This is a genomic window from Bacillus sp. N13C7, from assembly GCF_026790065.1.
Taxonomy (GTDB): domain Bacteria; phylum Bacillota; class Bacilli; order Bacillales; family Bacillaceae; genus Bacillus.
Window position 1 is genome coordinate 300 of the sequence record NZ_JALAMO010000032.1, and the last position, 13,176, is coordinate 13,475.

Annotated in this window: 15 protein-coding genes and 1 pseudogene; 14 read left to right on the top strand and 2 right to left on the bottom strand. The window is 47.5% G+C overall.

Annotated elements, in window-relative coordinates; all coding sequences use genetic code 11:
* Positions 1-207 precede the first annotated feature (207 nt).
* From MOB98_RS20605 to sipU, 5 genes are all read left to right on the top strand, one after another.
* Positions 208-1,641, top strand: a complete 1,434-nt coding sequence (locus tag MOB98_RS20605; protein ID WP_268359357.1) for a PTS mannitol transporter subunit IICB — start codon at positions 208-210, stop codon at positions 1,639-1,641.
* A 24-nt stretch (positions 1,642-1,665) separates the two neighbouring features.
* Complete coding sequence (locus MOB98_RS20610) at positions 1,666-2,097, top strand: PTS sugar transporter subunit IIA (protein ID WP_100275830.1); 432 nt, start codon at positions 1,666-1,668, stop codon at positions 2,095-2,097.
* 1 nt (position 2,098) lies between these two features.
* Positions 2,099-3,220, top strand: coding sequence for a mannitol-1-phosphate 5-dehydrogenase (locus tag MOB98_RS20615; RefSeq protein WP_268359359.1), 1,122 nt, complete (start codon positions 2,099-2,101; stop codon positions 3,218-3,220).
* An 87-nt stretch (positions 3,221-3,307) separates the two neighbouring features.
* Positions 3,308-4,372: a tartrate dehydrogenase gene (locus tag MOB98_RS20620; RefSeq protein ID WP_268359361.1), complete on the top strand. Its 1,065-nt coding sequence runs from the start codon at positions 3,308-3,310 to the stop codon at positions 4,370-4,372.
* A gap of 135 nt (positions 4,373-4,507) precedes the next feature.
* The gene (gene sipU / locus MOB98_RS20625) at positions 4,508-5,071 is read left to right on the top strand and encodes a signal peptidase I sipU (protein WP_268359363.1); all 564 of its coding nucleotides are present in this window, start codon (positions 4,508-4,510) and stop codon (positions 5,069-5,071) included.
* Positions 5,072-5,160: 89 nt separating this feature from the next.
* Here the strand turns inward: sipU and MOB98_RS20630 are convergent.
* A pseudogene (locus MOB98_RS20630) lies at positions 5,161-5,329 on the bottom strand (dienelactone hydrolase family protein); the annotation flags it as partial.
* Positions 5,330-5,414: 85 nt separating this feature from the next.
* Between MOB98_RS20630 and MOB98_RS20635 the strand changes: the two are divergent.
* Positions 5,415-5,807, top strand: a complete 393-nt coding sequence (locus MOB98_RS20635) for a 3-hydroxyacyl-ACP dehydratase FabZ family protein (protein ID WP_268359364.1) — start codon at positions 5,415-5,417, stop codon at positions 5,805-5,807.
* A 32-nt stretch (positions 5,808-5,839) separates the two neighbouring features.
* Here the strand turns inward: MOB98_RS20635 and MOB98_RS20640 are convergent, their stop codons facing one another.
* Positions 5,840-6,004, bottom strand: a complete 165-nt coding sequence (locus MOB98_RS20640; RefSeq protein WP_061186203.1) for a hypothetical protein — start codon at positions 6,002-6,004, stop codon at positions 5,840-5,842.
* A 131-nt stretch (positions 6,005-6,135) separates the two neighbouring features.
* Here MOB98_RS20640 and MOB98_RS20645 point away from each other — a divergent pair, with 131 nt between their 5' ends.
* The 8 genes from MOB98_RS20645 to MOB98_RS20680 all read left to right on the top strand — a co-directional run bounded on the left by MOB98_RS20645 (position 6,136) and on the right by MOB98_RS20680 (position 13,140).
* Positions 6,136-6,885 carry a phosphoglycolate phosphatase gene (locus tag MOB98_RS20645; RefSeq protein ID WP_268359366.1) on the top strand — a complete coding sequence of 250 codons (750 nt, stop codon included), beginning with the start codon at positions 6,136-6,138 and terminating at the stop codon, positions 6,883-6,885.
* Positions 6,886-7,089: 204 nt separating this feature from the next.
* Positions 7,090-7,857: a 5-oxoprolinase subunit PpxA gene (gene pxpA / locus MOB98_RS20650; protein WP_268359368.1), complete on the top strand. Its 768-nt coding sequence runs from the start codon at positions 7,090-7,092 to the stop codon at positions 7,855-7,857.
* A gap of 21 nt (positions 7,858-7,878) precedes the next feature.
* Positions 7,879-9,093 (top strand): NRAMP family divalent metal transporter, encoded by a 1,215-nt coding sequence (locus tag MOB98_RS20655; protein WP_268359370.1) that lies wholly within the window; start codon positions 7,879-7,881, stop codon positions 9,091-9,093.
* A gap of 23 nt (positions 9,094-9,116) precedes the next feature.
* Positions 9,117-9,890 carry a putative hydro-lyase gene (locus tag MOB98_RS20660; protein ID WP_268359378.1) on the top strand — a complete coding sequence of 258 codons (774 nt, stop codon included), beginning with the start codon at positions 9,117-9,119 and terminating at the stop codon, positions 9,888-9,890.
* 44 nt (positions 9,891-9,934) lie between these two features.
* Complete coding sequence (pxpB, locus tag MOB98_RS20665; protein WP_268359372.1) at positions 9,935-10,657, top strand: 5-oxoprolinase subunit PxpB; 723 nt, start codon at positions 9,935-9,937, stop codon at positions 10,655-10,657.
* Positions 10,658-10,659: 2 nt separating this feature from the next.
* Complete coding sequence (locus tag MOB98_RS20670; RefSeq protein ID WP_268359380.1) at positions 10,660-11,667, top strand: biotin-dependent carboxyltransferase family protein; 1,008 nt, start codon at positions 10,660-10,662, stop codon at positions 11,665-11,667.
* 15 nt (positions 11,668-11,682) lie between these two features.
* Positions 11,683-12,435 (top strand): IclR family transcriptional regulator, encoded by a 753-nt coding sequence (locus tag MOB98_RS20675; RefSeq protein ID WP_268359374.1) that lies wholly within the window; start codon positions 11,683-11,685, stop codon positions 12,433-12,435.
* A gap of 63 nt (positions 12,436-12,498) precedes the next feature.
* Positions 12,499-13,140: an SGNH/GDSL hydrolase family protein gene (locus MOB98_RS20680; RefSeq protein ID WP_268359376.1), complete on the top strand. Its 642-nt coding sequence runs from the start codon at positions 12,499-12,501 to the stop codon at positions 13,138-13,140.
* Positions 13,141-13,176 lie beyond the last annotated feature (36 nt).

A 13,176-nucleotide genomic window follows, 5' to 3' on the forward strand; every position in this document is an offset into this window, starting at 1 on the left:
GGTATAGTGCTGAAAGTGTTGGGGATAATATCAATACCAGTGGCCTTTTTATTTTTAAAAAATTGTCACACTCATGTGCCAAAGTCCTCTTTACTTTCAATTGTATAGGGACTGTAAGCGTTTTAACATAGAGGCATAGGGAAGCAATGATTCTCTGAAAATCTTTTTACATCTTATGCGACAAACAAAAACAGGGAGGGTTTATATATGCAGCAAGAACAGCAGCAAGGCGGCATGAAAGTGAAAGTGCAGCGCTTCGGCAGTTATTTGAGCGGAATGATCATGCCGAATATCGGTGCGTTTATCGCGTGGGGCATCATTACCGCGCTGTTTATTCCGGCGGGATGGTTTCCGAATGAACAGCTGAATACACTTGTCAGCCCGATGATCACGTATTTACTGCCGCTTTTGATAGCGTATACAGGCGGAAAAATGATTTACGACCACCGCGGCGGAGTCGTCGGGGCGACAGCGGCAATCGGGGTGATTGTCGGGTCGGATATTCCGATGTTTTTAGGTGCAATGATTATGGGACCGCTTGGCGGATACCTCATTAAACAGACTGATAAATTGTTCAAGGATAAAGTCAAACAAGGCTTTGAAATGCTCATCAACAACTTTACGGCAGGGATTGTCGGCGCAGCTTTGACGATTCTCGCGTTTTACGCCATCGGCCCGGTTGTCCTGACGTTAAACAAACTGCTGGCGGCTGGTGTGGAAGTCATTGTACACGCGAATTTACTGCCTGTAGCCAGCGTTTTTGTGGAACCGGCGAAAGTGTTGTTCCTCAATAACGCCATTAACCATGGAATCTTAAGTCCAATCGGAATCGAGCAGGCTGCCCAAACGGGAAAATCGATTCTGTTCTTAGTAGAAGCAAACCCTGGACCGGGGCTCGGCATTTTGCTGGCGTACATGTTCTTTGGCAAAGGTTCTTCAAAATCTACGGCTCCTGGAGCTGCGATCATTCATTTCTTCGGCGGGATTCATGAGATTTACTTCCCGTACATTTTGATGAAACCGGCCTTGATTCTGGCGGCCATTGCCGGCGGAGCAAGCGGACTCTTAACATTCACGATCTTTAATGCCGGACTCGTCGCCGCATCGTCGCCGGGAAGCATTATCGCATTGATGGCGATGACGCCAAGAGGAGGCTACTTAGGCGTATTGGCGGGTGTATTGGTCGCTGCCGCTGTTTCGTTTATCGTATCAGCAGTGATCCTGAAATCTTCAAAAGCAAGTGAAGAAGACCTCGCTGCCGCAACAGAAAAAATGCAGTCCATGAAGGGGAAGAAAAGCCAAGCTGCCGCTGCTTTAGAGGCAGAACAAGCAAAAGCTGAGGAAGCGTCTGAGCTGTCTCCTGAAAGTGTAAACAAGATTATCTTTGCGTGTGATGCAGGAATGGGATCAAGCGCCATGGGGGCATCCATCTTAAGAAACAAAGTGAAAAAGGCGGAGCTTGACATCAGTGTGACCAACACGGCCATTAACAATCTTCCAAGCGATGCGGATATTGTCATCACCCACAAAGACTTAACAGATCGCGCGAAAGCCAAGCTGCCAAACGCTACGCATATATCAGTGGATAACTTCTTAAACAGCCCGAAATACGACGAGCTGATTGAAAAGCTGAAAAAGTAATTTTAAAGAAAGAGAGTGATACTCATGCAAGTGCTCGCAAAGGAAAATATTAAACTCAATCAAACGGTATCATCAAAAGAAGAAGCCATCAAATTGGCAGGTCAGACGCTGATTGACAACGGCTATGTGACAGAAGATTACATTGGCAAAATGTTTGAACGCGAAGAAACATCTTCTACGTTTATGGGGAATTTCATTGCGATCCCGCATGGCACAGAGGAAGCCAAAAGCGAGGTTCTTCACTCTGGCATCTCAATCATACAAATTCCAGACGGTGTCGAGTACGGGGAAGGCAACACGGCAAAAGTGGTATTCGGCATCGCAGGGAAAAATAATGAGCATTTAGACATTTTGTCTAACATCGCGATTATCTGCTCAGAAGAAGAAAACATTGAACGCCTGATCTCTGCTAAAAGCGAAGAAGATTTGATCGCTATTTTCAACGAGGTGAACTGACATGATCGCCTTACATTTCGGTGCGGGAAATATCGGGAGGGGGTTTATCGGCGCGCTGCTTCACCACTCCGGCTATGATGTGGTATTTGCAGATGTGAACGATACGATGGTCAGCCTCCTTAATGAAAAGCAGGAATACACAGTGGAGCTCGCTGCAGAGGGCCATTCATCAGAGGTGATTGGCCCGGTCAGCGCCATCAACAGCGGCAGTCAGCTGGAGGAGCTGTATCGGCTGATTAATGAGGCGGCGCTTATTACAACGGCGGTTGGCCCGAATGTGTTAAAGCTGATTGCTCCATCTATCGCAGAAGGTTTAAGACGTAGAAGTTCTGCAAGCACACTAAACATCATCGCCTGCGAAAATATGATCGGTGGCAGCAGCTTCTTAAAGAAAGAGATATACAGCCACTTAACGGAAGCAGAGCAGAAATCTGTCAGTGAAACGGTCGGTTTTCCGAATTCTGCCGTTGACCGGATCGTGCCGGTTCAGCATCATGAAGACCCGCTGAAAGTATCAGTTGAACCATTTTTTGAATGGGTCATTGATGAATCAGGCTTTAAAGGGAAAACACCAGTTATAAACGGTGCGCTGTTTGTTGATGATTTAACGCCGTACATCGAACGGAAGCTATTTACGGTCAATACCGGACACGCAGTGACAGCGTATGTCGGCTATCAGCGCGGACTGAAAACGGTCAAAGAAGCAATTGACCATCCTGAAATCCGCCGTGTCGTTTATTCGGCGCTGCTTGAAACCGGTGACTATCTCGTCAAAACGTATGGCTTTAAGCAAACTGAACACGAACAATATATCAAAAAAATCATCGGACGCTTTGAAAATCCATTCATTACGGACGATGTGACCCGCGTGGCAAGATCGCCTCTCAGAAAACTGGGGGCGAATGATAGACTTGTGGGCCCGGCAAAGAAAATAAAAGAGCCGAATGCTCTGGCGGAAGGGATTGCCGCAGCCCTGCGCTTCGACTTCACCGGTGACCCTGAAGCGGTTGAACTGCAAGCGCTGATCGAAGAAAAAGGATACAGCGGCGTGCTTCAAGAGGTATGCGGCATTCAGTCTCATGAACCGCTTCATGCCATCGTTTTAAAAAAACTCAATCAATAACCGACCCGTGACAGAACGTCACGGGCTTTTTTTACCATCTCGCAATCTAGTATAATAGAAAACGCTTACGAAAACAGGGGGAGGAGAATGACGATGAAACAATTCGAGATTGCGGCAATACCGGGAGATGGAGTGGGAAAAGAGGTTGTGGCTGCTGCTGAGAAAGTGCTTCATACAGCTGCTGAGGTTCACGGAGGTTTGTCATTCTCATTTACGGCTTTTCCATGGAGCTGTGATTATTACATGGAACACGGCGAAATGATGCCTGAAGACGGAATACATACGCTAACGCAATTCGAAGCGATTTTCTTGGGGGCGGTCGGAAACCCGCAGCTGGTTCCCGATCATATTTCGTTGTGGGGGCTGCTGCTGAAAATCCGGAGAGAGCTTGAGCTTTCCATAAATATGAGACCTGCCAAACAAATGGCGGGCATTACATCGCCGCTTTTGCATCCAAATGATTTTGACCTTGTGGTGATTCGCGAGAACAGTGAAGGTGAATACAGTGAGGTTGGCGGACGCATACACAGGGGCGGTGATGAAATCGCCATCCAGAATGCTGTGTTTACAAGAAAAGCGACGGAACGAGTCATGCGCTTTGCCTTCGAATTGGCGAAAAAACGGCGCGGCCATGTGACAAGCGCCACAAAGTCTAATGGCATTTATCACGCAATGCCGTTTTGGGATGAAGTTTTTCAGCAGACTGCTGCTGATTACAGCGAGATTGAAACGTCATCCCAGCATATTGATGCGCTGGCCGCTTTTTTTGTGACGCGTCCGGAAACGTTTGATGTCATTGTGGCGAGCAACCTGTTCGGTGATATTTTAACCGACATCAGCTCAAGCCTGATGGGAAGCATCGGCATTGCGCCGTCTGCGAACATCAATCCGGACGGCAAATACCCGTCCATGTTCGAACCGGTTCACGGCTCAGCTCCCGACATTGCCGGTCAGGGTCTTGCCAATCCAATCGGCCAAATTTGGACAGCGAAGCTGATGCTTGACCATTTCGGAGAGGAAGAGCTGGGGGCAAAGATTCTCGATGTGATGGAACAAGTAACGGCTGACGGCATCAAAACTCGCGATATTGGCGGACGCAGCAAAACGGCTGAGGTCACTGATGAAATTTGTGCACGTTTAAGAAAGCTCTGATAAAACAGGCCGGGGTGAATGGCTGCCCCGGCCTGTCCGTTTCCTTACGAATATTTCCACACAAAAGTCTAACCAAGCAGATCCAAATACTGTATAATGATTTAGGATTCTAAGGAAAGCATCGGGTGAAGGAAATTGAATGCAAAAACAATTACGTCAAAGAAAAAAATAAAAATCAAATGGATTGTTGTACTCAGTATCGTTATAATCGCAGCTCTCATTTTTACGGTCAGGCTGGTGTTTTACAAGCCATTTCTCGTTGAAGGCGCATCGATGGAGCCAACGCTTAAAGACTCGGAAAGAATTCTGGTTGACAAATCAGTCAAATGGACTGGCGGGTTCCACAGGGGCGACATCATAGTCATTCATGACAAAAAAAGCGGACGCTCATTTGTCAAACGCTTAATCGGTTTGCCTCGCGACAGCATTAAAATGAAGAATGATCAGCTATACATAAATGATAAAAAGGTGGAAGAACCGTACTTAAAGGAACAACAACAAGAGATCAAAGAATCGGGTGTAACCTTAACGGGTGACTTCGAGGTTGAGGTTCCTGCCGGTAAATATTTTGTAATGGGAGATAACCGTCTCAATTCACTGGATAGCAGAAATGGAATGGGGATGCCTTCTGAGGGCGACATCATCGGTACTGAATCTCTCGTCTATTATCCATTCGGTGAGATGAGACAGGCAAAATAAAACTCAATGCAATAATAATATGGAGCATATGACGGCACCAAAACCGCACCGGGTGTTCACAAAAAATCTGATGAAACCGGGCGGAGTTCCTTTTCCACTGCCGTTTTTTCCACTTGCAGGGTGTAGCCTTCATCCTCGTCAAGTTGGTTCGGCGTCAATACATGATATCCAGCCATTTTCATCAGCGGTCGATCCTTTTATATGGCTGTTTACACCGTATATTTCGTGGACAAGAATAACAAGCGGTCTTGGGGACATCACAGCCTCCTTTTCTGTTTTTTCCATTATATCCTATCGTTACGCTTTAGGCTGATATATAATGGTCAAAAAAAGGAGATATCGAATGAACGCTTTTTCTTTGCCTCACCGCTATCCGTTTTTATTGATTGATGGCGTGACGGAAAGCCAGCCCGGCAAACATGCAACCGCTTATAAACTGGTCGGTGAGAACGACTGGTTTATTACTGCCACACAAACAGAAATGCCGTTTTCACTTGTGATTGAAGCGCTTGCGCAAACTGCTGCTTTTACAGAGATTACAGATGAGAACAGCTTGGGATTATTGTCTTCGGTGAAGAAAGCAGAAAAGCTTGGAGCGGCTGTGCCCGGTGACAGGCTTGATCTAATGTTTGAAGTCACGCGCAACCGGCGCGGGTTTGTGTTCGGATATGCCAAGGCGTCAGTAGGAGAGCAGCCTGTTGCTGAAGCAGACATCGGCATCTATATTGAAAAATGAAAAAAACCCTTCACAATGTTTTGTGAGGGGTTCTATTTTGTGTCGTAATCCCGTTCGCTTTGAGAGTCATCTCTTTGCTGTCGTTTGTGTTTTTCATCATTCATATTTTCCTTCAGCTCTTCATTCGGAATCGGATCGGTTAAGTCGTTGTGCTCGGGATTTTCGTTTGGTTTGTTTTGCTGTTTTCTTTCTGTCATGCTTCATCACCTCACCGTTTGTTTTCCTCTTATCAGTTCACCTCAAACATAGAAATCGCTTTTTTGTCCCGCTGGGTATAATGTATTAGAATAGAGAGAAGCACAACAAAAAGATAAAGAGAGGTACATATATGTCTGTTCAAAGAGAAGATGTGGATATCAAGCTGATTGCCATTGATATGGATGGAACGCTGCTGAATGACGAGCAGCTGATCTCGGATGAAAACCGCAAAGCCATTCGCGAAGCCGAGGATAAAGGCGTGCATGTGGTGATCAGCACGGGCCGGACGCTGATGACGTGCCGGGAGCTGGCGGAATCGCTGAAGTTGTCATCCTTTTTAATTACAGCAAACGGCAGCGAAATCTGGGATTCGAATTTTAATTTGGTGGAACGTAAGCTGCTCCATACGGATCATATTCAAATGATGTGGGATTTGCGGAACAAGCACAACACCAATTTCTGGGCTTCTACGGTGAATAAAGTATGGAGAGGCGAGTTTCCGGAAAACATCACGGATCACGAATGGCTCAAATTCGGCTTTGACATTGAGGATGATGACATCCGAAACGACGTGCTGGAGGAGCTGAGAAAAAACAAAGAGCTTGAAATCACAAATTCAAGCCCGACAAACATTGAGGTCAATGCGCTCGGCATCAACAAAGCGGCGGCCCTTGCGAAGGTGTCTGAAAAACTCGGCTTTACGTTGGAAAATGTAATGGCGATGGGCGACAGCCTCAATGATATCGCGATGATTAAAGAAGCGGGTCTGGGCGTTGCAATGGGCAATGCGCAAGACGTTGTGAAAGAAACGGCAGATTGGATTACGGATACAAATATAGAGGATGGTGTCGCTAAAGCGATTCGCCATTGGGTACTATAAAAAAGAGAGTCCTAAGATGGACTCTCTTTTTTTAGTTTGGCAGGTTTTCTTCTGGGACCATGGTAGGTTTTCTGACAAAAGTATTTCACAAACTGATATGAGTGAATTATAATGATATAAAGTTCAAAAATTCGGAATAGTCATTCCGAATTTCGGAACAATAAATACATAAAGCATATCGTTTGCTTTGGCAGGAGGGATTCTGTGTTTCAGGTTGATTTGAACTGTGATTTAGGGGAAAGCTTCGGAGCCTACAAGATAGGCCTTGACCAAGATATTTTAGAGTATGTCACATCAGCGAACATTGCATGCGGATTTCATGCTGGAGATCCTGGTGTCATGAGGAAAACTGTTGCGCTTGCAGCAGAAAAAGGCGTAAAAATCGGCGCCCATCCTGGTTTGCCGGATTTACTCGGCTTCGGCCGCCGCAATATGGCGATTTCACCTGATGAAGCGTATGACCTTGTCGTTTATCAAATTGGCGCGCTCTCTGGCTTTCTAAAAGCAGAGGGACTTCACATGCAGCACGTCAAGCCGCATGGCGCTTTATACAATATGGCGGCAGTCGATCAAAAACTGTCGGATGCTATCGCAAAAGCTGTCTATAAGGTTGATCCCGGCCTGATTCTTTTCGGTCTTGCTGAGAGCGAGCTTGTAAAAGCGGGAGAACGGATCGGACTTCAGACCGCAAATGAAGTGTTCGCCGACAGAACATACCAATCGGACGGCACGCTGACACCGCGTTCCCAGCCGGACGCACTCATTGAAAGTGATGATGCCGCCGTCACTCAGGTCATCAAAATGGTGAAAGAAGGGGCGGTCAAATCTCAGCAAGGACATGATGTGTCCTTAAAAGCAGATACGGTTTGCATCCACGGAGACGGAGCCCATGCGCTGACATTTGCGCAAAAAATCAGAAAAGAGCTCAAAGCGGCAGGAATTGATGTAACCGCTATTTCAGCACAGAAGTAAAACATAAAGGAGGAGCAATAGATGGAGCAGCAGAAAAAGACAGCAGGAAAAAAAGCGGGCAGCTGGTCATTGCTGATGGGCGCCGCCTTTTTAATGGCGACATCAGCAATCGGACCGGGTTTCCTCACCCAAACCGCAACATTCACAAACACACTCGCAGCAAGCTTCGGTTTTGTCATCTTAATCTCTATTATTTTAGATATTTTCGCCCAAACCAATGTGTGGCGCATCATCGCAGTTTCTGGAAAACGAGGTCAGGAAATTGCGAATATGGTGCTTCCCGGATTGGGGTATTTCATCGCCATTCTCGTCGTGCTTGGCGGACTAGCTTTTAATATTGGGAATATCGGAGGGGCCGGGCTGGGGCTTCAGGTGCTGTTCGGCATTACACCTGAAACAGGCGCCTTAATCAGTGCCGTTATCGCCATTTTGATTTTTGTCATCAAGGAAGCAGGAAAAGCGATGGACCGTTTTACGCAAATCGCGGGGTTCGTGATGATTATTTTAACGGTCTACGTTGCGGCGACGACAGCTCCTCCGGTCGGACAGGCCGTCGCAAATACATTCGTCCCGGAACACATCAGCATATTTGCTATTGTCACCCTAGTGGGCGGAACCGTTGGCGGTTATATCACATTTGCCGGGGGACACCGTTTGCTGGATGCCGGGATTAAAGGGAAGGAATCCATCCCGCAGGTGACAAAAAGTTCGGTTGTCGGCATTTTGATTACTTCCGTCATGCGGATCGCTCTTTTCCTTGCAGTGCTTGGCGTTGTGTCAAAAGGCCTGCACATTGATGAAAGCAACCCGGCTGCCTCTGTCTTTAAACTGGCTGCTGGAAATGTCGGTTACAAAATTTTCGGGTTGATCATGTGGTCTGCGGCGATTACGTCTGTTATCGGGGCAGCCTATACATCTGTTTCGTTTTTCAAAACCTTTTCTCCAAAAATTGAAAAGAATTCACGCGGCATTATTATCGGATTTATCGTCATTTCTACGTTAGCTTTTGTCACAATCGGACAGCCTGCGAAAATTCTCGTGCTGGTCGGATCTCTGAACGGCTTGATTTTGCCGATTGCGCTCGGAACGCTGCTTGTTGCCGCCTACAAGAAAAACATTGTCGGTGATTATAAGCATCCGCTTTGGCTGACAAGCACAGGCGCGCTTGTAGTGATTGTAATGGCAGTTATGGGAATCTACACGTTATGTACACAACTTCCTCAATTGTGGAGCTGATATAAGTGGAGCAATTAAACAAAATGGCGCCAAAGGATGTACGCGCCCTGATACGAGAGGGGAAAATAAACGGGCCGACCGCAGGCATGTCCGGCGGCTACGCCCAAGCGAATCTTGTGGTTTTGAAAAAGGACCTTGCTTTTGATTTTCTGCTGTTTTGCCAGCGAAATCAAAAGCCCTGCCCCGTGCTGGATGTGACTGAAGCAGGTTCGCCTGTGCCGTCTCTGGCTGCGCCGGATGCTGATATCAGAACGGACTTTCCGAAATACCGTATTTACAGGCACGGTATCTTAACGGAAGAAGCAGCTGATATCACGCCATACTGGGAGGATGACTTTGTCGGCTTTCTGATCGGATGCAGTTTCTCTTTTGAACAGGCGCTGATCAACAATGGAATAGCTGTCCGGCATATTGATGAGGGAACAAACGTCCCGATGTATAAAACGAATATTGATTGTGTTCCGGCGGGCGCGTTCCAAGGAAAAATGGTTGTCAGCATGAGACCTGTTCCAGAACGTCAGGTTGTACGAGCTGCACAAGTGACCTCGCGTTTTCCGGCTGTCCACGGAGGGCCGATCCATATCGGCAATCCGGGGTCAATCGGCATTCGCGATCTGGACAAACCGGATTTCGGAGATGCCGTTTCCATTCATGAAGGCGAGGTTCCTGTTTTTTGGGCATGCGGGGTGACACCGCAAGCCGTGGCTATGAATGTAAAGCCTGAAATGGTCATCACACATGCGCCGGGGCATATGCTCATCACAGATATTCGAGACGAGTCGCTTGCGGTGCTGTAACCTCTCGTCATCCTGATGAACGAGAATTAAAAGAGGTGAGAAAGATGACTGTACGATATCAAATCGAACAGCTCGGTGATTCTGCAATGATGATCCGATTCGGAGAAGAAATCAATGAACAGGTCAACGGCATTGTCCATGCCGCGGCCGCTTATATAGAAGAACAGCCATTTCCGGGATTCATTGAATGTATCCCGGCTTTTACAAGTCTAACCGTATTTTATGATATGTATGAAGTGTACAAGCATTTGCCTCAAGGGATAAGCTCGCCTTTTGAGAAGGTGAAACATGATATCGGAGAGCGGCTGAAAGGAATAGCCGCTGACTATGAAAACACCCGCCGTATTGTAGACATTCCCGTCTGCTATGGCGGTGAATTCGGGCCTGATTTAGAAGAAGTGGCGAAGATCAATCACCTGTCACCAGAGGAAGTTATTGATATTCATACAAGCGGGGAATATGTGGTGTATATGCTAGGCTTTGCTCCTGGTTTTCCTTTTTTAGGCGGGATGTCAAAACGCATCGCCGCTCCAAGAAAATCATCGCCTAGACCGTCGATTCCCGCTGGATCAGTCGGAATTGCAGGATTGCAGACAGGCGTTTACCCGATTTCGACGCCGGGCGGCTGGCAGCTGATCGGCAAAACACCGCTGGCTCTTTTCCGGCCGCAGGAAAACCCGCCGACCTTACTGCGGGCGGGAGACACTGTAAAATTCGTACGCATCTCAGAAGAAGACTACCACGCCTATAAGGAGGAGTCCAATTGAGCATGAAAGTGTTAAAGCCCGGGCTGCTCACAACGGTTCAGGATATAGGCAGAACGGGTTATCAAAAATACGGCGTTCTGGCAAGCGGCGCCATGGACACGGTTTCACTGCGTATTGCCAATCTGCTGATTGGCAATAGCGAAAATGAAGCTGGTCTTGAAATGACAATGATGGGGCCCGGTCCATCGTTTTATGTTTCAGAAAAGACGCTGATTGCGGTGACAGGGGCGGACTTCACGCTGCGTATTAATGACGAGGAAGCGCCTTTATGGAAGCCTGTGCTCGTCAAGGAAAACAGCACGGTTACCTTTGGGCCCTGCAAACTCGGCAGCCGTGCTTATTTAGCGGCAGCCGGCGGCATCGATGTGCCGTCCGTCATGGAAAGCAAAAGCACGTACGTCAGAGCGGGCATCGGCGGACATCATGGCAGAGCGCTTCAAAAGGAAGATGAGCTGCCCATTGGAGAAATGTCATTTCTTTCGCAGGCCATCCTTTCCCGATTAAGCCTGCAGCTTGGAAAGCAGGGATTTGCAGCGCCGAAATGGTCAGTCAGCCGCGGCAGGTTTCTGCCATTGAAAAAGAATCCCGTCATTCGGGTGCTCGAAGGAAAACAATTCAGCTACTTCACTGAAGAATCGAAAACGCGTTTTTATGAAGAGGCGTTTCGTGTCACGCCGCAATCCGACCGTATGGGCTACAGGCTCAAAGGTGAACCGCTCGAACTGAAGGCGCCGCTTGAAATGGTGTCGGAAGCGGTTTCGTTTGGAACAGTACAGGTGCCGCCTGACGGCAACCCGATTATCCTGCTTGCAGACCGGCAAACGACCGGCGGCTATCCGAGGATCGCGCACATCATATCCGCTGATCTACCGACTGTCTCGCAAATCATGCCGGGCGAGCATATTCAGTTTGAGCCTGTGTCCCTTCAGGAAGCGGAAGCGCTCGCCATTGAACGGGAGCAGCATATTAAAGAACTGACAACGAGAATGAAGATGGAATGGCTGACATAACAAAGGGGATGAATGATGCAGAATAAAAACAAAACCGTAGTCAAATCTATGGGTCTGCTTAATTTGTTTTTGCATGAACCCAGCCTTACCTTAAGTGAACTCGTGTCGATGTCAGGCATGCCGAAAACCTCTGTTCACCGGATGGTCAGCTCCTTGGAGGAAATGGGGTTCCTCAATCGGGATCCGTCCGGCGCTTATTCGCTGGGGCTGGTGTTTTTGGAATTCGGCCAGCTTGTCGCTGAAAGGCTGGATATCAGAAAAATAGCGAAACCGGTGATGGAAGAGCTGTGCCGGGAAGTGGATGAGGCCGTGCAATTGATCATGAGGGACGGCAATGAAGCAATATACGTTGAGAAAATAGAAGGGACGCATACTGTGCGGCTGTATACGGCGATCGGCAGGCGTTCTCCTCTGTATGCGGGAGCGTGTGCCAGAAGCATTTTGTCTTTTCTTCCCCGTGAAGAAATCGAAACATACATCAAACAAACAGAGCTCATTTCTATCGGGTCTGGGACGATTACCGATCCGGACAAACTGCTGCAGGAGATTGATGCCTCTTTGAAAAATGGTTATACCGTAAGCTATTCAGAGCTTGAAAATTATACGGCTGCGATCGGTGCTCCGATCTTTAACCATAAGCGACAGGTGGCAGCCAGCATCAGTATTGCAGGCTTAGAAGCAAGATTTACAGAAGACAGGCTTCCTTATTTAACCGAAAAGGTGAAGGGCGCCGCTTTACAGATTTCCAGAAAAATAGGGTATTCATAAGTAGCCGATCTTTTCTCCGCTGCGTACATTAACGTATCGACGTTTAAGAGTGGAGGAAAGAACATGGTGCTTCAATATACAGCACTGGGGGATTCTTTAACGACAGGAAGAGGTTCGGGGCTGTTTTCTCCCGGCTTCGTCCAGCGGTTCGGACATATGATGGAAGCCGACTTGAAAACAGAAACGGCAATATCCATCTTTGCCAAATCAGGCCTTAATACAGAAGAAATTCTGGGGCTCCTGTCATACCCCTTTGTACAAAAATGTCTAAGAGGCGCAGACATGATCACGATTACTGGATGCGGAAATGATCTTATCGATTCAGTCTTAGCCTATCAAACCTCTAAGGATGAAACGATCTTCAGCCATGCATCTGCCCATTGCCATGAGAATTTTGAAAAGATGATAGCCAAAATCGCTGAAATTAAAGGAGCAAACCCGTCCCCGTACGCCATCCGTGTGTTTAACTTATACAATCCGTTTCCCGACATTGGCATCGCCGGCAAATGGGTCACATCTTTTAATTCACATTTAGAAACACTAGCATCAGAACCCCATGTCAAAATTGCGGATGCCTACAGCATTTTCAAAGGCAAAGAACAGGAATACCTATCCTTTGACGGTGTCCATCCGAACAGCAAGGGCTATCAAGCGATGGCTGAAGCCGTTCACAAGTTAGGCTATAAAGAATTGTCAGTTTCATAAAAAACGCGCCTCATGAGGGACTGACCCCATAAGATG

Excerpts from the sequence above, each read along its gene's own strand:
- MOB98_RS20605 (WP_268359357.1), top strand. The coding sequence starts at position 208 with ATGCAGCAAGAACAGCAGCAAGGCGGCATGAAAGTGAAAGTGCAGCGC.
- MOB98_RS20610 (WP_100275830.1), top strand. The coding sequence starts at position 1,666 with ATGCAAGTGCTCGCAAAGGAAAATATTAAACTCAATCAAACGGTATCA.
- MOB98_RS20615 (WP_268359359.1), top strand. The coding sequence starts at position 2,099 with ATGATCGCCTTACATTTCGGTGCGGGAAATATCGGGAGGGGGTTTATC.
- MOB98_RS20620 (WP_268359361.1), top strand. The coding sequence starts at position 3,308 with ATGACGATGAAACAATTCGAGATTGCGGCAATACCGGGAGATGGAGTG.
- MOB98_RS20635 (WP_268359364.1), top strand. The coding sequence starts at position 5,415 with ATGAACGCTTTTTCTTTGCCTCACCGCTATCCGTTTTTATTGATTGAT.
- MOB98_RS20640 (WP_061186203.1), bottom strand. The coding sequence starts at position 6,004 with ATGACAGAAAGAAAACAGCAAAACAAACCAAACGAAAATCCCGAGCAC.
- MOB98_RS20645 (WP_268359366.1), top strand. The coding sequence starts at position 6,136 with ATGTCTGTTCAAAGAGAAGATGTGGATATCAAGCTGATTGCCATTGAT.
- MOB98_RS20655 (WP_268359370.1), top strand. The coding sequence starts at position 7,879 with ATGGAGCAGCAGAAAAAGACAGCAGGAAAAAAAGCGGGCAGCTGGTCA.
- MOB98_RS20660 (WP_268359378.1), top strand. The coding sequence starts at position 9,117 with ATGGCGCCAAAGGATGTACGCGCCCTGATACGAGAGGGGAAAATAAAC.
- pxpB (WP_268359372.1), top strand. The coding sequence starts at position 9,935 with ATGACTGTACGATATCAAATCGAACAGCTCGGTGATTCTGCAATGATG.
- MOB98_RS20670 (WP_268359380.1), top strand. The coding sequence starts at position 10,660 with ATGAAAGTGTTAAAGCCCGGGCTGCTCACAACGGTTCAGGATATAGGC.
- MOB98_RS20675 (WP_268359374.1), top strand. The coding sequence starts at position 11,683 with ATGCAGAATAAAAACAAAACCGTAGTCAAATCTATGGGTCTGCTTAAT.
- MOB98_RS20680 (WP_268359376.1), top strand. The coding sequence starts at position 12,499 with ATGGTGCTTCAATATACAGCACTGGGGGATTCTTTAACGACAGGAAGA.